Consider the following 20,402-nt stretch of genomic DNA (forward strand, 5'->3'; position numbering starts at 1 on the left):
TCAAACCCTTCACATACCATTACGGCGAAATTTTTCAATTCGATCACAGGTCTAGTAAAAAGATTAAGGTTAACTTTTTTGATTTTACATTTTTAGCCTACGCAATACTTTATACGAGCGTCATCAAATTTAGTTTTACTATTATTTAAAACGTGACTGTAAACCTATTTTTAAATACATAATTAGCTAAAGACCGACCAATTAAAAATATAAATCGAAGCAATCGTTTTAAATAGTACGTTGAGGCTGGCGTAGCATAATTTATGCGCCTATATTAAGGATACATAAGTGTTTAGGCAGGCACACTAAATAATAAGTAAGCCGATTAAATAAAAATAACCGTTACTTTTTAAAAAGTTATAAATACATAAACAACAATACTGATTGATTAAGTATTTTACTTTTCTATTATAAGGATTCCAGAATGAGCAACCCAAAAGCGGGCCAGTGCCCTGTAATGCATGGCAGTAATACTGTTACTTCTAAAAGTAATACAGATTGGTGGCCAAACTCACTTAACTTAGACATCCTTCATCAGCACGACACTAAATCAAACCCATATAGCAGCGACTTCAATTATGCCGAAGCATTCAAATCAATCGATCTTGACGCGCTAAAAACAGACGTAAAAAGCTTAATGACCGACAGCCAAGATTGGTGGCCAGCCGATTGGGGGCATTACGGCGGTTTAATGATTCGTTTAGCATGGCATTCAGCGGGCTCTTACCGTTTAGCCGATGGTAGAGGGGGCGGTGGTACAGGTAATCAACGTTTTGCGCCACTAAATTCATGGCCAGATAACGGTAACCTCGACAAAGCACGTCGCTTACTTTGGCCAATAAAGAAAAAATACGGTAACAAGCTTTCATGGGCCGACTTAATTATTTTAGCAGGCACCATGGCATACGAATCAATGGGCTTAAAAACCTTTGGTTTTGCCGGAGGCCGAGAAGATATTTGGCATCCTGAAAAAGACGTTTACTGGGGAGCCGAAAAAGAATGGTTAGCGCCAAGTGACGAACGTTACAGTAGCGTGGATAAACCAGACACCATGGAAAACCCATTAGCCGCAGTACAAATGGGCTTAATTTATGTAAACCCTGAAGGTGTTAACGGTATACCCGATCCACTTAAAACAGCGGCTCAAATTCGCGAAACTTTTGCACGTATGGCAATGGATGACGAAGAAACCGCTGCATTAACGGTAGGCGGGCACACAGTAGGTAAAGCACATGGTAATGGCAAAGCAGAAAACTTAGGCCCAGAGCCAGAAGCTGCTGACGTACACGAACAAGGCCTTGGTTGGAATAACACTACAACACGTGGTATTGGCCGCGATACAGTTACATCAGGCGTAGAAGGCGCATGGACTACGCACCCAACACAATGGGATAACGAATACTGTAAGCTTTTATTAACCTACGAATGGGAACTCACTAAAAGCCCAGCAGGCGCTCATCAGTGGGAGCCTATTAATATTAAAGAAGAAGACAAACCTGTTGATGTAGAAGATTCATCAATTCGTTTAAACCCAATGATGACTGATGCCGATATGGCGATGAAAGTGGACCCAACGTACCGTAAAATTATTGAGCGTTTTAATAACGACTTTGAATACTTTTCAGATGTGTTTGCACGTGCCTGGTTTAAACTAACTCACCGCGATTTAGGTCCTAAATCATGTTACTTAGGTGCCGACGTACCAAGCGAAGACTTAATTTGGCAAGATCCAATTCCAACCGTTGATTACACATTAACAGACGACGAAATTAGCAATTTAAAAACGACATTATTAAATTGTGGTGTTAGTGCCGCTGATTTAATAAATACAGCTTGGGATAGCGCACGTACTTATCGTGGTTCTGATAAACGCGGTGGCGCAAATGGTGCACGCATTCGTTTAGCACCGCAAAAAAATTGGCAAGGTAATGAGCCTGAGCGCTTAGCATCAGTACTTAGTGCGCTTGAAAAAGTGCAAGCTGGCTTGAGTAAACCTGTTAGCATCGCCGACTTAATTGTTTTAGGTGGTACAGCTGCTGTTGAGCAAGCTGCGAAACAATCCGGTGTTGATGTAAACGTGCCGTTTGCATCAGGTCGAGGAGATGCAACAGATGAAATGACTGATGCAGAATCGTTTGATGTACTAGAACCCATTCACGATGGTTTTAGAAACTGGCTGAAAAAAGATTACGCAGTATCAGCTGAAGAGTTATTACTAGAGCGCAGCCAGTTAATGGGGTTAAGTGCACCAGAAATGTCGGTGCTTATTGGTGGTATGCGCGTACTAGGAACTAACTATGCAGGTAGCGAACATGGCGTATTTACAAATAACGTTGGCTCATTAACCAACGACTTCTTTGTAAACTTAACTGACATGTCAAACCGTTGGGAGCCAACTCAAAAAGGCTTATACAATATAGTAGAGCGTAAAAGTGGCACTACTAAATGGACTGCGACTCGCGTTGATTTAGTATTTGGTTCAAACTCTATATTACGCGCATTGGCTGAGTTTTATGCACAAGACGACAACAAAGAACGTTTCGTACATGACTTTGTAAATGCATGGGTAAAAGTAATGAACGCCGATAGGTTCGATCTTAAATAATCTACACGGTCATAATAAAAGGGGGAGTAATAATTTACTCCCCCTTTTTTATAAATTTAATATTGGTTATAAATTATTTGAGATAAGCGCAGAGCTTCCGCTAGAAGCACAGCTTCTAATTACTTAACCTAAAACCATCTTAAAAACTGCGTTTTTAAACGCCTGCAAGCAGCGCGTCTACAAGTTAAATTAAACTACAGCGTTAAGTTTGCCACGTAGGCGCAGAGCTTCCGTGAGAAGCGCAGCTTCTAATTCCTTAATCACTCATCTTAAAAACTGCGTTTTTAAACGCCAGCAAGCAGCGCGTTTACAAGTTAGATTAAACCACAGCGTTAAGTTTTCCGCGTAGGCGCAGAGCTTCCGCGAGAAGCGCTTCTAATTATTGAACCTAACATCCTAAAAACTGCGTTTTTAAACGCCTGCAAGCAGCGCGTCTACAGGTTAAATTAAACCACAGCGTTAAGTTTTCCACGTAGGCGCAGAGCTTGCTCGCGCGAGAAGTGCAGCTTCTAATTACTGAACTTCAAATAAAACCCTTCGGCTAACGCTTAAATATACCCTCTACTTGGTTGCGTAACCACATTAAGGCATCGTCTTTATCGGTGTTTTGGTGCCAATATAAATGCTGGTAAATAGCAGGCATGGTGGTTGGCACAGGGCGAGCTATTAATGTTTCATCAAGTAACTGACTCGCTATCATTGAAGGTAGAGTAAGTAAGAATGGCGAGTTTTTTATAACCTCTTTTGCTGCAAAATAGGTTTGGCAGCGTATCGCCACTTCTCGGTTTAAGCTCAATTGCAGCAATGCAATATCTTCAATTACTGTCCCCGTTGCTCTGTTTGAAACCGCTACATGTTTGGCGCTTAAGTAATTATCAATATTTAATTGGTTTTTAAGCGGGTGATCTTTTTTCATTAATACACAAAAATGATCACTCGAAAGCACAGCATGGCTAATGGGCGCTTTTATTGGCCGTGCTACATCTATCGCCATATCAATTTGATGATTAGCCAGTTGCTTGTGCATATCGTCGCGGTTTAACTTAACGCTCGCAAGGTTTGCCTTTGGGGCATGTTTTGCCAGTATTAATTGCAATTTAGGCAGCACTATTGGCTCAATAGCATCGTGCAGCGCTATTTTAAACGTTTGTGCGGTAGTGGTTAAATCAAAGTCGCCACAGGCTTGCAATACTTGTCGTAACTTTTCAAGTAAATCTATTAGCGCAGGTGCCATGCGCTGGCATGCAGGGGTGGGTAGCATTAACTGCCCTTGGCGCTCAAATAATGGATCGTTCAATACACTGCGCAGGCGTTTAATGGCATGGCTTACTGCAGAAGGCGTTATGTACAGTACTTTTGCTGTTTCGCTCATGTTTTTTTCAAAGTACAAACACTCAAAAATTTTAAGTAAATTTAAATCGAGTTGCTGAATGTGTTTAGCTTCTATCATTATTACCCGCTTATACTATGAATTATATTCACACTTGATTGGTAATATATTTCATTTAATTCATTGAGGCGAATGTTTTATGCTGGGTTAAATAAAAATAAACAGGTTACCCCATGAACTTTGAACCAAGCAAAAAAAGCCAAGACTACCTAAAGCGCGTAACAGCCTTTATGGATGAACACGTATTGCCTATTGAGCAAGCCGTTGTTGAGCATAACCATGCTAAAAATAACTCAAGCGATTGGACCACTTGGCAGCTAAGTGAACACATTGAGCCATTAAAAGCTAAAGCAAAAGAGGCCGGGTTATGGAATTTATTTTTACCTGATGAGCATTTAGCACAAGGTTTAAGCTGTTTAGAGTACGCACCTATTGCTGAGCAAATGGGTAAATGTCTATTTGCCTCAGAAGTATTTAACTGCAACGCCCCCGACACCGGTAACATGGAAGTGCTGTATCATTTTGCAAACGATGAGCAAAAACAACAGTGGCTAACCCCATTACTAAACGGTGAAATACGCTCTGTATTTGCCATGACCGAACCCGACGTTGCCTCCTCAGATGCAACCAATATGCAAGCTACCATAGATGTTGATGGCGACGAGCTTATTTTAAACGGTAAAAAGTGGTGGACCACAGGCCTTGGTCATCCTAATGCGCAAGTGGCTATTTTTATGGGGCTTTCTAATCCTGAAAACGATAAACACAGTCAACATTCAATGGTGTTAGTGCCATTAAGTACAACAGGGGTAAATATTAAACGCATGCTAAGTGCTTGTGGTGATTTTGATGCGCCGTACGGCCACGGTGAAATGGAATTTAATAATGTACGAGTGCCAAAGCAAAATCTTATTTTAGGTTTAGGTAAAGGCTTTGCCATTGCTCAAGGGCGTTTAGGGCCAGGGCGTATTCATCATTGCATGCGCGCAATTGGTGCTGCAGAGCGTTGTTTAGAACTTATGATTAAGCGCGGACTATCGCGCAGCGCCTTTGGTAAACCACTACTTAAATTAGGGGGCAATTTAGAGCGCGTAGCGCAAGCGCGAATGGCGATAGATCAAGCGCGATTATTAACCCTACATGCGGCATGGAAAATAGATACTCAAGGCGTTAAACACGCAATGACCGAAATATCGAGTATAAAAGTAGTGGTGCCCAATATGCTGCAAATGGTGTCAGATATGGCAATGCAAGTATTTGGCGGTGCAGGAGTGTCGAGCGACTTTCCTATTGCATCGTTTAATGCAATGGGACGCATTTTACGCCTTGCCGATGGCCCCGACGAAGTACATATGGGCATGGTTTCGCGCCTCGAACTTAACAAATACCGCTAAGGCCACCACATGAAAACAAGACTAATAATAACAGGTGGAGCCACAGGGCTTGGCAAAGCATTAGCACTTAGTTACGCCAATAACCTAGGTGCCAATTTACAAATTTGCATTGCCGATATAAACGCCGAGCGCGCAGCCGTCACAATTGCCGAGCTGCAAGCATTAAAAGCTGATGCCTTTTTTTATGCCTGCGATATAACAAAGCAAACTGATCTAGAAAGCCTTTGCGATATCATTCAAACCAAGTGGCAAGGGGTTGATATAGTTGTAAACAATGCAGGCGTTGCTACTGGCGGTTCGCTTGAAGGGGAGTCACTTGAGCAATGGCAGTGGATTATGGATATTAATTTGCTCTCAATGGTGCGGGTGTGCAAAACGTTTTATCCGGTATTTAAACAGCAAGGCAAAGGCTACTTTATTAATATTGCCTCACAAGCAGGGCTTACTCCTATTCCCTTTATGAGTAGCTACAATGCGGTAAAAGCAGCGGTTGTCAGTTTTAGTGAAACCTTAAAGCTCGAACTTGCCTACGACAATATAGATGTAAGTGTAGTGTGCCCCAGCTTTTTTAAAACTAATCTTGATGAATCAATGCGCACCAGCGAACCAGCTATGCAAACAATGCTAAACCGCGCGTTTGAGCGCTCGCCAATTACCGCAGAGCAAGTTGCTGATATTATTCATAAGCAATCGCTTAAGCGCCCGTTTTTAATTTTGACCCATAAATTAGGTAAACAAGCCTTTTTAATGAAAAAGCTTCTTCCCGTTGAGTGGTACATTAAAAGTATGCTGAAAAAAACACGCTCTATGCAACGTTTAAAATCAAAATAATAAAGGCAAACAATGAACACACAATTATTAGATCAAGCCAAAAGCGTGCGCCAAGGCGAAGAGCTCGACACACAAAAAGTAGATGCCTGGCTTAAACAGCACATTACACATTTAACTGGCGAGCCAAGTGTTACCCAATATGCAGGTGGCGCGTCAAACTGGACTTATTGCCTAGACTACCCAGAGCAATCACTTATTTTACGCCGCGCGCCAAAAGGCACTAAAGCCAAAGGTGCGCACGATATGGGCCGCGAATACAAACTACAACATGCGCTAAAACCGGTTTACAGTTATGTGCCTCGCATGGAAGCTTTTTGCGACGATGAAAGCATACTCGGTACCGACTTTTACGTTATGGAAAAACTCACTGGCATTATCCCGCGTAAAAACTTACCGCGCGACTTAACTGTAACGCCCGAGCGCACAAAACAGCTTTGCGAAAATGTACTCGACTGCCTAGTTGAGCTACATAAGGTAGATTATAAGCACGCTAATTTAAGTCACTTAGGTAAAGGCGAGGGTTACACACAGCGCCAAATTAGTGGGTGGAGCGAGCGTTTTACAAAAGCTAAAACATGGAATGTACCAAGTGGTAAAAAAGTCATTAAATGGCTTGAAAACAACATGCCAAGCCATGAGCGCATTTGTATAACCCATAACGATTTTAGGTTTGATAACGTCGTACTCGATGCCAACGACTACACAAAAGTACTGGGCATTTTAGATTGGGAGCTTGCAACGCTTGGCGACCCATTAATGGATTTAGGCAATACACTTGCTTACTGGGTAGAACCCGGAGATGACTTTTTAGCACAAGCTACACGGCGCCAACCAACTCATTTAAAAGGCATGCTTACCCATAAAGAAGTTGTCGCTTATTACTGTAAAAAAATGGATATAACGGTAGACGATTTTACCTTTTACGAAGTGTATGGCTTATTTAGACTCGCCGGCATAGTGCAGCAAATTTATTATCGTTATCACCACGGACAAACTAAAAACCCTGCGTTTAAAAACTTTTGGGTATTTGTACATTACCTTTTATGGCGTTGTAATAAAGCGATTAAAAATCAAGGCAAAGCCTAATGTGCATTTTATATTTAGTACGCCACGGACAGGCCAGCTTTTCGGCTGATGACTACGACAAGCTATCGGTAAAAGGGCAACAGCAAGCGAGCTTACTTGGCGAATATTTAGCGCAAAAACAGCTAACGCCTGATGCTATTATTGCAGGCACAATGCTACGCCATAATCAAACTGCCGAACTGAGTTTAGCTGCCCTTAACAATGCACCTGTTGTAGTAAATGATGCGCGCTTAAATGAGTACGATCACGAGCATATTTTAGCGGTTTATAACCCAAACCTTGCAACTCCAAGCCAACTACGTGCGGTACTTAGCAAACAAGCCGACCCCATGGAGTATTTTAAAACGGTATTTATTAGCGCCATAGAGCAATGGGTACTTAATCCCGACAGCACTCTCTATAACGAAAGCTTTAATGCCTTTAGTGCCCGAGTACTCGGCGCGCTTGAACAAATAGCCAAACAGCGTGATGGCAAAAAAGTGATTATTTATACTTCAGGCGGGCCTATTAGCATTATTACCAGCCATTTAATGGGGCTAAAGCTTGATCGCTTTATTGATATTAATTGGAGCCTAGTAAATGCAGGTGTTACTAAAGTGGTCGCGCGCGGCAAAGGTGAAAATCGTAAGCTGGGCATAAGCAGCTTAAACGAACATCACTTTTTAGAGCAATATCCACAACAAAAACTAATTACCTATACCTAAGGAGCAAATACAATGCGCAAAAATATACTTATAACAGGTGCAAGTTCAGGCTTAGGCAAAGGGATGGCGAAAGAGTTTGCTAAACAAGGGTGTAATCTTGCTTTATGCGCTCGCCGCTTTGAATTATTAGAGCAGCTAAAGGCAGAACTTGAGCAAGTAAATCCTAATATAACCATTAGTATAAAAGTACTCGACGTTAACAACCACGAGCAAGTGTTTAGTGTATTTAAAGCCTTTAACGAAGAGCTTAACGGCCTTGACCGAGTTATTATAAATGCGGGTATGGGTAAAGGCGCCTCTATTGGTACCGGCTATTTTAATGCCAATAAGCAAACCGCCGAAACTAACTTTATAGCAGCACTTGCACAGGCCGAAGCCGCAATGGAAATTTTTAGAGCACAAAATCATGGACATTTAGTCACTATTTCGTCAATTAGTGCTGTGCGTGGTTTTAGACGAGCGATGACAGTTTATGCTGCCACTAAAGCAGCTATTACCTCATTAAGCGAAGGTATACGTATCGATGTAATGAATACACCAATAAAAGTAAGTTGTGTACATCCTGGTTTTATTAGAAGTGAAATAAACGAAAAAGTAAAAACAGTGCCCTTTATTGTCGATACCGAAACAGGCTGTAAAGCATTAGTAAAAGCCATCAATAAAGAAAAAGCCAACAGCTTTGTGCCAACGTGGCCGTGGTCTTTTTTACATTGGATTTTACGTATAGCGCCGTTAAGTACAATTCGTAAAATGTCGTGATTTTATAATACCAGTCTGCTTATATACGGGGTCTATTTAACGTTAAGAAAATTACGCTAGAACTAGGCAAAAATTTTGTATCTAGTTGTTATAAATAATTTTTTTAACGACGCTATAGTGAAATTTAATTCGTTAAATTGATCAAAGATTTATGCAGATTGGTATGAAATATAAATTAGGCATTAAAAAAGGTGGCAACAGCCACCTTTTTTGTAAAACAATAAAACTTATAGAAGTGCAAAAAGCTTTTGTAGTTGTGGCATGTATTCGCTCACAAGTTCAAGGTTGCTTTCGCTTACTAAAGAATCCGTAGACTCCGCAGCTGCGCTTGATGATTTACCAAACGAACCCATTAACGAGCTAGCGCCACTATCTTTAGCACTTTTAAGGCTTTGCAGGCCGCCCATTACTTTAGTTGCAGTTTCTTGGTTATCAGCAGAAAGGCCCGATTTAAGATTTTCGATATAAGCCATTGATACTTCAGAACCTACAGTTACTAGTTGCTCTGGTGTAAAACCATAACTGTTTGTAACATCCGCGAAGCTTTTGTACAGCTCTTGCTCTTTAATCATGCTTAATGCGCTATTAGCGAGCGAGCTTTGCTCACCAACACTTTGATCAGCAGAGCCGCCTAGCATACTTGCTAAGTCTAAGTCTTTTAAAGACTCTTGGCTGCTTGCCCAGCTCGTTACAGCTGGCAGAGCTTTCATGTAGCTTTGAAGTTGGCCTTCATTAATATCTTCTGCGAGGCTTGAGAAACTCATTGCTAATAAGCTAAGTGATACAAGTATTTTTTTCATTGGGCATTTCCTAGTATTAAAGTTGCGCCAATTAAAAACTAATTAACGGCGCTTGCCAACACAAAACAGTGTATTAGCGGATTTTATAGTACAAGTTATGAGAATTTACTTAAGTTCTAAGATTTTAGTTGATTCACCACAAGTCAATGTACAGATGATATAATACATTTTTGACAAATAGAGCTGAACACAATGTTAACAATTTCAAATACTGTCACTATCGATGAATGGGAACTAGAGCTTACGGCTATTCGTTCGCAAGGTGCCGGTGGTCAAAATGTTAACAAAGTCGCAAGTGCCATTCATTTACGCTTTGATATTAACCGCTCTAAATTGCCTGATTTTTACAAAGAGCGTTTGCTAGCCTTAAACGATTCAAGAATCACCAAAGAGGGCGTTTTAATAATTAAAGCGCAAAGCCATCGCACGCAAGAGCTAAACCGCGAAGATGCGCTTAAACGTTTAAAAGATTTAATTCTTAGTGCCACGGTTGTCAATAAGGCGCGCCGCGCCACCAAGCCTAGCCGTAATTCACAGCGCAAACGTATGGATAAAAAAACCAAACATGGCCAAAACAAAGCGCTACGCGGCAACATAAAGTTTTAGTTTTAAACAAAATCAATAAAGTAGCCGTAGGATTTTATAACCTACGGCATACAGACGTTTAAAAACGCCGTTTTTAAAATGGTTAAATAATCAAAAAATTACACTTCTTGGATGAGTCAGCTTTGCGCTCACAACATCACACACTAGCTATTATAAAATCTAACTTATAAGCACAACTTTTTACTGACACGTAAAGCTGTAAGTCTTTGTCACTTAATGCTAATGTTTATAAATAAAATTCACTTTGAGTGAGTCATTTAAAACTTAATACCAATTCGCTTAATTAAGTTGTCTATTTTGAAGTAAGAAAACCGTGTCGATAACAAGGCAAAAATTTCGCTATTTAGTTGTTCTATATGAGAAGTTTTTAACGAAGTTAACGTGCGGTTTAATCCCTCAAATTGATTAGGTATTATTGCGAGTTGGTATAACTAGCTAAACCACGGGGGTAAATATGTCAAACTGGGTTGAAGCAACAGTAAAAAGCGTAACGTGGTGGAGCGAAACGCTCTTTAGCCTAACCGTAAATGCAAACGTAGAGCCATTTAAAGCAGGGCAGTTTACAAAGCTTTCGATAATGGATGGCGACAAACGTATTGCTCGAGCTTACTCCTATGTAAATGCTCCTGAAAATCCCGATCTTGAGTTTTATCTAATTAACGTTATTGACGGTTTACTATCCCCGTGTTTAGCTAAATTACAGCCCGGCGAAACCGTACTTATAGAGCAACACGCTACAGGCTTTTTTACTCTTGATGAAATACCACAAAGTGATCAGCTTTGGATGTTAGGAACAGGTACCGCCATAGGGCCTTTTTTATCGATATTACAACAACCCGATGTATGGAAAAAATACAAAAGCATAAACTTAGTGCATGGTGTGCGTTTTAATAACGATTTAAGCTATCAGGCACTTATTAACGAGCTATTAAGAGTTTACCCCGAGCAGCTCAATTATATTCCCGTTGTTAGTAGAGAAGAGCCATTACAAGGTTTAAGCGGGCGAATCACAAACGCTGTTGAAAATAATAGCTTGTTTGAACATGTAAAATTAAACCCAGCTCCTAGTAACGCGCAATTTATGATTTGTGGAAACCCACAAATGGTAAAAGACACAACCGCGCTACTTCTCGATAAAAACTTCACGCGCAACCGTCGTAAAAATCCCGGCAATATTACCGTAGAGCAGTACTGGTAAGCTACAGTAGTGGTATTAACTACCCGATAACGTTAAAATTTGCTATGTTGCACCCTTATACCAATTTTATCAAAAATATGATCATTCTATCGCATTAAATGACTCACTAACTGTGTTAAAAATTATTCATATAGAACAACTATATGTCACAATTTTCGCCTTGTTATTGTGCTATTTTCTTGACGCTATAATAGATCACTTATTTAATGCAATTGGTATTACACGTGTTTAGTGTTCATTTTAGGAAAGTTATGAAACCGTTATCTATTATTTTTGCCTCATTAATCACTACCGTCGCGCTTATTACTTATGCTGCAGAACAAAGCGAGCCTGAGCAAAAAGAGCCGCAAGTTGAAGCTCAAGCAAACGTCGAAAAACCAAAAGTTGAAACTGAGCAACCAGTGGCTCAGCCCAACACTGACGACAAAGTAAATACGCTTGAATACAAAGCGCCAGAGCTTAAAAAGCCAGTTATCGATACGACTAAACCAGACGATTCAAAAGTATTAGGTAACGAGCAAATTAAACCTGCTGAAAAGCCTAAAAATAAAATAGAAAAAGCAGTCGCTGTAGCCGAAGCTGAAAAAGCAGTTACGCAAGCAAAAGAAGCGCTAACAGTTAAGCAGCAAACTAAAGCTAAACAATCGCGCGAATCACTTGCGGTAGTAGAGCAGTTAGTTAAAGCATATAACGCACGTAACATTGAAGAGTTTCTTCGTGTATATGCCGAAGATGTTGAGTTTTATATTTTCCCTAATGAGTTATTATTTAAAGGTAAAGAAAAACTAATAGAACGTTACGGGCTAATGTTTAAAAAGTTAAAGTGTATACACTCATCACCAATTAAACGCATAGTGCACGGTGATATAGTGATTGATCACGAACTATCAGAAACCTGCTCAACTGACGAAAAAGTAGTTGATAAACGCTCAGAACTGATTTCGAGTTACCAAATTAAAGACGGAAAAATAGTAAGAGTACTGTTTTTTAGATAAAGGATTTACATGCAAATAAATGACGACAAAAAAATTCGCTTAATGTATCGCATTGAGCCCGGTTGCCTCGGTCCTGAAGGGGGTGAGTATATTGAAGATTTTTGTCGTTTTGCAAACAAGCATATTAAATCTCCCTTTTATGGCCAATTTGTATTTTTACCTCGTTACGATAAAACCATAGACGAGCGACAATACAGCGTTAACAGCCGTAATTTATCACTTGCTCAGGCTAGTGCGTACTTAAAGCATTTTGATATTGATATAGAAAAATTTGAAGAACAGCTCGATGAGCTCCTCAGCAAAGCCATTGATTTATACTTTAAGCGATAGCGTCTAATTACTATTGCTTAGGTATTCCCCAAAACTATTTTAATCGTAAGTATTTATTAAAAACTACGTTTTTAAACGCCTGCAAGCAGCGCGTCTACAAGTTAAATTAAACACAGTGTTAAGTTTTCCGCGTAGGCGTAGAGCTTGCTCACGCGAGAAGCGTAGCTTCTAATTACTTTGTATATAGAAGTAGGAGTTAATGTATGTGTGGTTTAATTATTTTGTAAAAGCGTTGCTTTTAAACGCCTGCAAGCAGCGCGTCTACAGGTTAAATTAAACACAGTGTTAAGTTTTGTGGTAGGCGCAGAGCTTGCTCACGCGAGAAGCGAAGCTTCTAATTTCTTAATCACTCATCTTAAAAACTGCGTTTTTAAGCGCCTGCAAGCAGCGCGTCTACAGGTTAAATTAAACACGGTGTTAAGCTTTCCGCGTAGGCGCAGAGCTTGCTCGCGCGCGAAGCGTAGCTTCTAATTCCTTAATCACTCATCTTAAAAACTACGTTTTTAAACGCCTGCAAGCAGCGCGTCTACAAGTTAAATTAAACACAGTGTTAAGTTTGCCACGTAGGCGCAGAGCTTGCTCGCGCGAGAAGCGTAGCTTCTAATTCCTTAATCACTCATCTTAAAAACTACGTTTTTAAACGCCTGCAAGCAGCGCGTCTACAAGTCAAATCAAACCACAGCGCCAAGTTTTCCGCGTAGGCGCAGAGCTTGCTCGCACGAGAAGTGCAGCTTCTAATTACTTAATCTAAAACCTTAAAGCCTTAAAACCTTAAAACAAAAAAGCGGTGTTAATTTTAACACCGCTTAATACGAATTATTTATAGCTATACGCTTTTATAAACCAGATTTACAACATCGGTTTTATAACATCAAACACTGCGTCTATGTGATCGTCTCTGTCGTTTAGTGCCGCTATGTAACGGTATTTTTTGCCGCCTGCATTTTCGAATATTTCACGGTTTTCGCCTTCTAGCTCTTCAAGTGTTTCTAGGCAATCGGCGCTAAAAGCAGGGCTGATAATAGCTACATCAGTAATACCCTCATCAGGCAGGGCTTCAAGGGTCGCGTCGGTATAAGGCTTTAACCACTCGGCTTTACCAAATCGACTTTGAAAAGTACTAATAACTTTGTCTTTATCAAGGCCTAGTTTTTCGACAACTAAACGCGTGGTTTGTAAACATAAGCAATGGTACGGGTCGCCTCGCTCTAAAAATAACTTGGGCATTCCGTGATACGAAAAAACAATTTTTTGTGGCATACCATTCGCTTCTAAATCCTCACTAATACTATTAGCAAGGGATTCTATATAACGGGGGTTTTTATGATAGCCATTAATAAAATGAAGCTCTGGCACCCAGCGCCATTTACGTAGTACGCTCGACACGGCATCAAACGTTGAACCCGTTGTTGGGCTTGAATATTGCGGATACATTGGCAATATAATTATGCGCGTTAAGCCTTTATCACGAAGCTCTTCAAGGCCAGCCTCTATTGACGGGTTACCATAACGCATAGCCATAACTACTTCAGTATTAGTATAACCTTGCTCTTTTAGTAAGGTATTTAACTTAACGCTTTGTTGGCGAGTAATATGCGTAAGCGGCGAGCCGTTTTCGGTCCATATGCTTTTATATAATTTAGCTGAACGTTTAGGACGCACACGCAAAATAATACCGTGAAGTATTATCATCCATACTAGGCGTGGTATTTCTACTATACGAGGATCTGATAAAAACTCGCGCAAATATGTACGAAGCGCAGCAGCTGTTGGTGCATCTGGGCTACCTAAGTTAGTAAGCAGTATTCCCGTCTTTTGATTAAAACGTCCGTCGTGGGGGTTGTCGGTAACTGCAGAAAATCGCGACACAGAGTGCTCCTTCAAGCAAATTTATTAGTTTATTTTAAGCCTATTGTAACGAAAAAAACTGCTGTTTAGATCAATCATTTAGCTGTTTTAACCATTATTCTAAATGGGGTTGGTTTTTTTGACTCTAGCTGCTGCAGTTTATCTATCGATTTAGAGCTAAATACATGGCCTTTAGGCAGCAACATTATACCCGCATGGCTGTGTAGGGCATGGCCAAGTATCATTTGCTCTTTGAGCTCTTGGGCATTACAAATTAGTATTGATCCGGCGGTACTTTTTTTCTCGTTTAGTTTTGCATGGCTTGCTTCAAGTGCACGTACAATTTTAGGATGATAAAACGATCCGCTATAAAGCTTTACACTTTCGAGCGCGTCATCGTGGCGCTGCTTTTCATCACTGGCATTACTTTGTTCAAACGCATCCCAATAATCGCGCGCTAAACCCAGCACCATAGCACCTATAGGTATGTCGTTTCCGGCAAGGCCTTTGGGCATACCATTACCATTAAAGCGTTCAAACTGATAATAAATAGCATCCGACAAGTCATGTAAATGTATTGCCGGCATTAACATTAATTGTGCAGTGCTTGGGTGAGTATAAAATGTTTTGCGTTGTTGCTCATTTAAGCGATTTACTGGCTTTTTGTAAAGATCGGGGTCCATAGCAAGCAAACCTATTTGTGCCAAATAACCTGCCATAGGGGCCAGATCAATGCTTTTTTGCGACAGGTTTAAATAAAGCGCAATTTGTGTGCAGGTATCAGCAATGTTTTGTGCTTTATTGCCATCTAAATAAGGGTTTGCGTTAATAAAATTATAAAGCAGCTCTACGGTCGATTTATGCTCTTGTTTTTCGCGCTCGTTAGCGTCTTCAAGCTTTTTTAAAACCTGTTTGATTTGCACTGTGCGTTTTTCTACTCGTTGCTCTAGCGTGTTATTAAGCTCTAGCAGCTCTTGGTTTTGCAATTTAACTTGTGCTTCTAATTTTTGGTTTTGTTTTTTTAGTGCAAATTTTTCAAGGCTATCTTTAATGCTACGAAGTAATAAATCGTTTTGCCAAGGCTTTTGAATATAACCATTTATTTGCCCCTGATTAACAGCCGCTAGCGTAGTTTGTATGTCAGCGTAACCGGTTAACAAAATACGCTGGGTGTCGGGAGCCAACGCGCGTGCTTTTTCTAAAAACTCTGCACCGCTCATGACTGGCATGCGCATATCGCTAATAATTAAACCAAATTCATGATTTTTAAAAAGCGATAGTGCACTCTGCGGATTATCGCAAACAATAACCGACAGACCATTTACTTCAAGTAGTCGTGTTAACGTGCGTAGTACTATTTCATCATCATCAATGCAAAGTACATCAACCTGATTTATCGGTGTGCTTGGTGTTACTTGAGTCATTGGGTCGCCTTTAAATTACTTCTGGATAAATAATAGCTTAAAAAAACATCCGTGACCTGTTTATACTTACCTTTTATATAGAGTAGGAGTCACCTAATGTGGTTATTATCTATAAGTAGATAAATGCTCACACTAAAGTTGCAAATTTGCATGTAGACGACTAAACGTTAAGTATAAAGTTATCTATATGGATGAAAGGAATGGATGGATCAGATGGTAATTTTGAACAAGCTTTTTTAAACGAGCAAAAATTGCGCTTAGCTGCAGAGCAATTACTCAAAGATAAAAGCACCGTTTTAGTTGCCATAAATAACGAATTACAAAAAAAAGTAGCCGACCTAGAACGCCAACAAACCCTATTTGTTCAAACAGAAAAAATGGCGACCCTAGGTACACTTAGCGCTGGTGTTGCACACGAAATAAATACCCCTCTTGCCTATGCAATGAGTAATATAGAAAGCCTACAAAATTCCAGCCCTTTGCTTGTTGCGCTGTTAAAGCTTAACGAGCAATATTTAAATAATGAAATTAAAGAGAGCCGTTTTAAACACGAAATCGACATACTCAATTTACAGTATCCGTACGCGTGGCTTTATAACAATTTACAGGAGCAAGTTAACGACAGCGTTGAAGGCCTCAAACGAATAAAACAAATTGTGCATGACCTATTAAACTTTGCTCACCCCACCTCCTCACAAAATAAACAGCTAACCGATGTAACAACGGGTGCTAACAATGCTTTAAGGTTATTAAATAACAAGCTTAAGTTATGCGAAATAAAAACGCGGTTTGAACCACTCCCCTTTGTTTGGTGTAATTTATCGTCTATTAATCAAATTTTTGTAAATCTATTAATGAACGCATGGCAAGCGTGTGAGCGTGATTTAGAAAAAGCCTGCATTATTGAAGTGAATATTTTTGAAATAGACACAAATATTTGCCTTGAGGTAAAAGACAATGGCTGCGGGATGAGTGAGGACACAATTGAGCATATGTTCGACCCATTTTATACCACCAAAGAGGTGGGTAAAGGCACAGGAATGGGCATGACACTTGTATACGCTATGGTACGTGATCATGATGGAAAAATAGAAGTTAGCAGCACATTAGGGACAGGTACGACCATCCGCTGCCTATTACCTTTAAAAGTATAAATAAACTAACAAAAGCTTAATGTAAATAAATTGTTGCCATTCTAATTTTTGAAATTCAATCCTCTTGTAGTGCTTATTTTAAGCGATTTGATGTGGTTTTTCCTTATCTTTAAGTTTATTTGCATACTTAGACCAAATATTTAGTTTTTTTCATTTCTTTTTGTTTGCATATGTTGCTAGGATGTTTGCAACAGGTTATGGGTACCATAGCTTTACACATATTATAAGAACATAAAAAAACAGGGTCGTCACTATGCCAACACACCGTTTAAACACACTCGCTGTAGCCATTGCTTTTGCCTTTAGTGCACCAAGCATTGTTAGTGCACAAGAAGCACCAGTGCAAGCAGCTAAGAACATTGAGCAAATCTCTGTATTGGGGTCGCGTGTATCTAACCGTACTTCTACAGAATCTTCTTCTCCAATTGATTTAATTGACGCTGATGATTTAACCAAAGGTGGTTTCACAGAACTTGGCCAGAGCCTGCAAGCTACAGCGCCTTCATTTAACTTTTCGCGTACACAAGTATCAGATGGTTCAGATTTATTTAGACCTGCAACACTTCGTGGCTTACAGCCAGATCAAACTCTTGTATTGGTAAATGGCAAACGTCGTCATAACCAATCAATTTTTGGTCTTAACGGTACAGTAGGCGCAGGTGCTGCGGGTACCGATATGAATGCCATTCCGCTAACGGCCCTTAAAGGCGTTGAAGTATTACGCGACGGCGCAGCAGCGCAGTATGGCTCAGATGCAATTGCAGGCGTAATTAACTTATCACTTAATAACTCAACCGGTATTACAACTGGTTTTGTACAGTACGGTGGTACAAGTGAAGGTGACGGCGATACTATTTCAGCAGGTTTAAACCGTGGTTTTGAACTAGGTAACGAAGGCGGTTTTATTAACTTATCGCTTGAGTACCGCGACGCAGACGGCACTAACCGTGCAGAGCGCGATACCGGTGGCTCGCTTAATGTTGAACCAGGCACACTTAGTGAAGATGTACGCTGGGGCCAAGGTAATTCAGAAAGCGAATTTACATCGTTATTTTACAACATGGCATTACCAATGGGCGACGGCGAACTTTACTCGTTTGGTGGTTACTCTGAGCGTACTGCACTAGGTAATGGTTTTTACCGTAACTTTAACGAAGCCTCTAAAAACGTAACACAAGTGTACAGCGATGGGTTTTTACCGCGCATTTATAACGAAGCACAAGATATTTCAGTAGCGGTAGGTTTTAAAGGCGATATAAATACCGATTGGAATTACGACGTATCGGCCGTTTACGGCGAAAACCAATACGACTTTACATCACGTAATACATTAAACGCTTCTTACGCAGCTGAGTATTTATTTAATAACCCAGGTGCAAGCGATGCTGACATTGCAGCAAATTCAGGCCCAAGTGGTGGCTATTCAGGTGGGTTTAGATTTGATCAAACAACGGTTAACCTTGATGTAAACGGTATTGTAGATATTGGTCGTAGCGAACCTTTATATGTAACGGTAGGCGCTGAGTATCGTAAAGAAAACTACGAAATAGTGCCTGGCGATGAAGCATCATACGCGTGTGGATTAGCAAATATGGATACTTCGTACCCATCGGTTAACGATCCGAATCAATTTGCACAGTGTGGTTTTCAAGCTTATAACGGCCTACGCCCAGAGGCGGCTAACGATAGCGACCGCAACAGCTATGCCGTATATGTAGATGTAGAAACCATGATCACCGACGCATGGAATGTAAGTGGTGCGCTACGCTATGAAGACTTCTCAGATGCGGGTGACGATTTAATTGGTAAATTAGCAACACGTTATGAATTTTCAGATGACTTTGCAGTACGTGGCGCAGTATCTACTGGTTTTAGAGCGCCATCGCTTCAACAAAGTGGTTATACAGCTTTCACAACTAACCTAGGCTCAGACGGCACATTAACGCAGTCGTTTACAGCAAACACTGGTACCGCTTTTCCAAGTGCGTTAGGTGTAGATAGCTTAAAGCTTGAAACCTCAACAAACTACAGTGCAGGTTTTGTTTACGATGTAACAAGCGAGCTTTCGTTAACAGTTGATTTTTACCGCGTAGAAATTGAAGACCGCATTACACTTGGCAGCTTACTTACCGCTGACGACGTATCGTTTAGCTCAGAAGCTGTTGCAGCGCTACAAGCAACGGGAGCAGTACAAGCTAACTACTTCTCAAACTCGGTTGACTCAACTACGCAAGGCGTTGATATTATTGCATCGTACCGTACAGAAGTTGACGGTGGTAATTTAGGTGTAACCTTTGCCGGTAACCTAAACGACACTAAAATTGACGGCGTAAATGCAGAAGACGGTATTCCTGAAGCAGTTGCATTTGATGACCTACAACGTAGCTTTTTTACAGACGGACAACCTAGTGAGCGTGCAACACTTACGTTTGATTTCGAGCGCGACGCGTATACATCAACACTTCGCTTTAACTACTTTGGCGAAACAGACGTAAAATACTTTGGTAACGATCATATAGAGCTTGCAACAGATGGCTCGTTTAAGCCAACGAGTACAGTTGAATCTGCTGTGTTAGTTGATTTAAACGTAAGCTACCAAATTAACGACATGTTTGCCCTTTCGGTAGGTGCCGATAACGTATTTGACGAAACACCAGACGAGTTAGGTGATGACGAAGTACTTAATGCCATAACAAATGGGGCATTTAAATACCCTGTACGCGCATTGCCATACGGCTTTGACGGCAGAACGTACTATGCAAAAGTAAGCTTTAGTTTTTAATTTGTAAGCAGGTTAAAACAATATTGAGCGCAGTTACTAACTGCGCTTTTTTTATGCTTTTTTATTATTAAAAAAATACCTGTTGAACATTAAAAATACTTGCGCGGTTGAAAATTAAGCCTACAATCGCCATCTCATAAATAGGCTGATATAAAAGCCCATTTATTATTTGAATCCAAGTTTAACTTAAAATAACCATTAGTTTATAGGAAATATATGACTAAAAAATCTAAAGCAAAAACCGCAAACAACAGCGCGGTAGACACAGGGCGAGGCGTGATAAACCACAATGCACTAGCGGCGATGGTCACCTCTAAATTATTTAAACCACAAGTGGTTAAAGCTAAAAAAGGCAAAGGTTCGTTTAAACGCAGCAACAAACATTCAGGACAAGAGTCCTATTTAATCGCGGCTTAAATAGCACCGATCAAATAGGGCTTTTGTAAGAGCTGTTTACTTACTCAAGCAAGCAGCGCGTCTACAAGTTAAATAAACC

Annotated in this window: 17 protein-coding genes; 13 read left to right on the top strand and 4 right to left on the bottom strand. The window is 40.4% G+C overall.

What is annotated here, in order from left to right; genetic code table 11:
- Positions 1-424 precede the first annotated feature (424 nt).
- Complete coding sequence (gene katG / locus PX700_RS05905) at positions 425-2,605, top strand: catalase/peroxidase HPI (RefSeq protein WP_479520164.1); 2,181 nt, start codon at positions 425-427, stop codon at positions 2,603-2,605.
- Positions 2,606-3,146: 541 nt separating this feature from the next.
- Here katG and PX700_RS05910 read toward each other — a convergent pair.
- A complete protein-coding gene (locus PX700_RS05910) occupies positions 3,147-4,055 on the bottom strand; it encodes a LysR family transcriptional regulator (RefSeq protein ID WP_479520165.1) in 909 nt (302 codons plus the stop codon).
- Between the two features lie 113 nt (positions 4,056-4,168).
- Between PX700_RS05910 and PX700_RS05915 the strand changes: the two genes are divergently transcribed.
- The 5 genes from PX700_RS05915 to PX700_RS05935 are packed head-to-tail and all read left to right on the top strand — an operon-like array spanning position 4,169 to position 8,769.
- A complete protein-coding gene (locus PX700_RS05915; protein ID WP_479520166.1) occupies positions 4,169-5,389 on the top strand; it encodes an acyl-CoA dehydrogenase family protein in 1,221 nt (406 codons plus the stop codon).
- 9 nt (positions 5,390-5,398) lie between these two features.
- The gene (locus PX700_RS05920) at positions 5,399-6,220 is read left to right on the top strand and encodes an SDR family oxidoreductase (RefSeq protein WP_479520167.1); all 822 of its coding nucleotides are present in this window, start codon (positions 5,399-5,401) and stop codon (positions 6,218-6,220) included.
- A 12-nt stretch (positions 6,221-6,232) separates the two neighbouring features.
- The gene (locus PX700_RS05925; protein ID WP_479520168.1) at positions 6,233-7,306 is read left to right on the top strand and encodes a phosphotransferase family protein; all 1,074 of its coding nucleotides are present in this window, start codon (positions 6,233-6,235) and stop codon (positions 7,304-7,306) included.
- Positions 7,306-8,010 (top strand): histidine phosphatase family protein, encoded by a 705-nt coding sequence (locus PX700_RS05930; RefSeq protein ID WP_479520169.1) that lies wholly within the window; start codon positions 7,306-7,308, stop codon positions 8,008-8,010. The genes PX700_RS05925 and PX700_RS05930 overlap by 1 nt, the downstream gene beginning before the upstream one ends.
- A 12-nt stretch (positions 8,011-8,022) precedes the next feature.
- Positions 8,023-8,769, top strand: a complete 747-nt coding sequence (locus tag PX700_RS05935; protein WP_479520170.1) for an SDR family oxidoreductase — start codon at positions 8,023-8,025, stop codon at positions 8,767-8,769.
- Between the two features lie 227 nt (positions 8,770-8,996).
- Here PX700_RS05935 and PX700_RS05940 read toward each other — a convergent pair whose 3' ends face one another.
- Complete coding sequence (locus PX700_RS05940; protein WP_479520171.1) at positions 8,997-9,569, bottom strand: short-chain dehydrogenase; 573 nt, start codon at positions 9,567-9,569, stop codon at positions 8,997-8,999.
- 192 nt (positions 9,570-9,761) lie between these two features.
- Here PX700_RS05940 and arfB point away from each other — a divergent pair, with 192 nt between their 5' ends.
- The 4 genes from arfB to PX700_RS05960 all read left to right on the top strand — a co-directional run bounded on the left by arfB (position 9,762) and on the right by PX700_RS05960 (position 12,698).
- On the top strand, positions 9,762-10,175 hold the full coding sequence (gene arfB / locus PX700_RS05945; RefSeq protein WP_024599421.1) for an alternative ribosome rescue aminoacyl-tRNA hydrolase ArfB: 414 nt from the start codon (positions 9,762-9,764) through the stop codon (positions 10,173-10,175).
- A 454-nt stretch (positions 10,176-10,629) separates the two neighbouring features.
- On the top strand, positions 10,630-11,373 hold the full coding sequence (locus PX700_RS05950) for a ferredoxin--NADP reductase (RefSeq protein ID WP_479520172.1): 744 nt from the start codon (positions 10,630-10,632) through the stop codon (positions 11,371-11,373).
- 251 nt (positions 11,374-11,624) lie between these two features.
- Positions 11,625-12,368, top strand: a complete 744-nt coding sequence (locus PX700_RS05955; RefSeq protein WP_415638747.1) for a nuclear transport factor 2 family protein — start codon at positions 11,625-11,627, stop codon at positions 12,366-12,368.
- Positions 12,369-12,377: 9 nt separating this feature from the next.
- Positions 12,378-12,698, top strand: a complete 321-nt coding sequence (locus PX700_RS05960; RefSeq protein WP_415638748.1) for a hypothetical protein — start codon at positions 12,378-12,380, stop codon at positions 12,696-12,698.
- Positions 12,699-13,547: 849 nt separating this feature from the next.
- Here the strand turns inward: PX700_RS05960 and hemH are convergent.
- Positions 13,548-14,567 (bottom strand): ferrochelatase, encoded by a 1,020-nt coding sequence (hemH, locus tag PX700_RS05965; protein ID WP_479520173.1) that lies wholly within the window; start codon positions 14,565-14,567, stop codon positions 13,548-13,550.
- Between the two features lie 74 nt (positions 14,568-14,641).
- On the bottom strand, positions 14,642-15,970 hold the full coding sequence (gene nosR, locus PX700_RS05970; protein WP_415638750.1) for a response regulator c-di-GMP phosphodiesterase, NosR family: 1,329 nt from the start codon (positions 15,968-15,970) through the stop codon (positions 14,642-14,644).
- A 200-nt stretch (positions 15,971-16,170) separates the two neighbouring features.
- On the opposite strand from nosR, the gene PX700_RS05975 reads away from it, so the two are divergent.
- The 3 genes from PX700_RS05975 to arfA all read left to right on the top strand — a co-directional run bounded on the left by PX700_RS05975 (position 16,171) and on the right by arfA (position 20,323).
- The gene (locus PX700_RS05975; RefSeq protein ID WP_479520174.1) at positions 16,171-17,124 is read left to right on the top strand and encodes a sensor histidine kinase; all 954 of its coding nucleotides are present in this window, start codon (positions 16,171-16,173) and stop codon (positions 17,122-17,124) included.
- 253 nt (positions 17,125-17,377) lie between these two features.
- On the top strand, positions 17,378-19,906 hold the full coding sequence (locus PX700_RS05980) for a TonB-dependent receptor plug domain-containing protein (protein ID WP_415638751.1): 2,529 nt from the start codon (positions 17,378-17,380) through the stop codon (positions 19,904-19,906).
- 216 nt (positions 19,907-20,122) lie between these two features.
- Positions 20,123-20,323 (top strand): alternative ribosome rescue factor ArfA, encoded by a 201-nt coding sequence (gene arfA, locus PX700_RS05985; protein WP_479520175.1) that lies wholly within the window; start codon positions 20,123-20,125, stop codon positions 20,321-20,323.
- The last annotated feature ends 79 nt before the right edge of the window (positions 20,324-20,402 follow it).

The sequence above is a fragment of the Pseudoalteromonas sp. TP27 genome (genome assembly GCF_056470645.1).

Coding starts and splice junctions, on each gene's coding strand:
- katG (WP_479520164.1), top strand. CDS start 425: ATGAGCAACCCAAAAGCGGGCCAGTGCCCTGTAATGCATGGCAGTAAT.
- PX700_RS05910 (WP_479520165.1), bottom strand. CDS start 4,055: ATGATAGAAGCTAAACACATTCAGCAACTCGATTTAAATTTACTTAAA.
- PX700_RS05915 (WP_479520166.1), top strand. CDS start 4,169: ATGAACTTTGAACCAAGCAAAAAAAGCCAAGACTACCTAAAGCGCGTA.
- PX700_RS05920 (WP_479520167.1), top strand. CDS start 5,399: ATGAAAACAAGACTAATAATAACAGGTGGAGCCACAGGGCTTGGCAAA.
- PX700_RS05925 (WP_479520168.1), top strand. CDS start 6,233: ATGAACACACAATTATTAGATCAAGCCAAAAGCGTGCGCCAAGGCGAA.
- PX700_RS05930 (WP_479520169.1), top strand. CDS start 7,306: ATGTGCATTTTATATTTAGTACGCCACGGACAGGCCAGCTTTTCGGCT.
- PX700_RS05935 (WP_479520170.1), top strand. CDS start 8,023: ATGCGCAAAAATATACTTATAACAGGTGCAAGTTCAGGCTTAGGCAAA.
- PX700_RS05940 (WP_479520171.1), bottom strand. CDS start 9,569: ATGAAAAAAATACTTGTATCACTTAGCTTATTAGCAATGAGTTTCTCA.
- arfB (WP_024599421.1), top strand. CDS start 9,762: ATGTTAACAATTTCAAATACTGTCACTATCGATGAATGGGAACTAGAG.
- PX700_RS05950 (WP_479520172.1), top strand. CDS start 10,630: ATGTCAAACTGGGTTGAAGCAACAGTAAAAAGCGTAACGTGGTGGAGC.
- PX700_RS05955 (WP_415638747.1), top strand. CDS start 11,625: ATGAAACCGTTATCTATTATTTTTGCCTCATTAATCACTACCGTCGCG.
- PX700_RS05960 (WP_415638748.1), top strand. CDS start 12,378: ATGCAAATAAATGACGACAAAAAAATTCGCTTAATGTATCGCATTGAG.
- nosR (WP_415638750.1), bottom strand. CDS start 15,970: ATGACTCAAGTAACACCAAGCACACCGATAAATCAGGTTGATGTACTT.
- PX700_RS05975 (WP_479520174.1), top strand. CDS start 16,171: ATGGATGGATCAGATGGTAATTTTGAACAAGCTTTTTTAAACGAGCAA.
- PX700_RS05980 (WP_415638751.1), top strand. CDS start 17,378: ATGCCAACACACCGTTTAAACACACTCGCTGTAGCCATTGCTTTTGCC.
- arfA (WP_479520175.1), top strand. CDS start 20,123: ATGACTAAAAAATCTAAAGCAAAAACCGCAAACAACAGCGCGGTAGAC.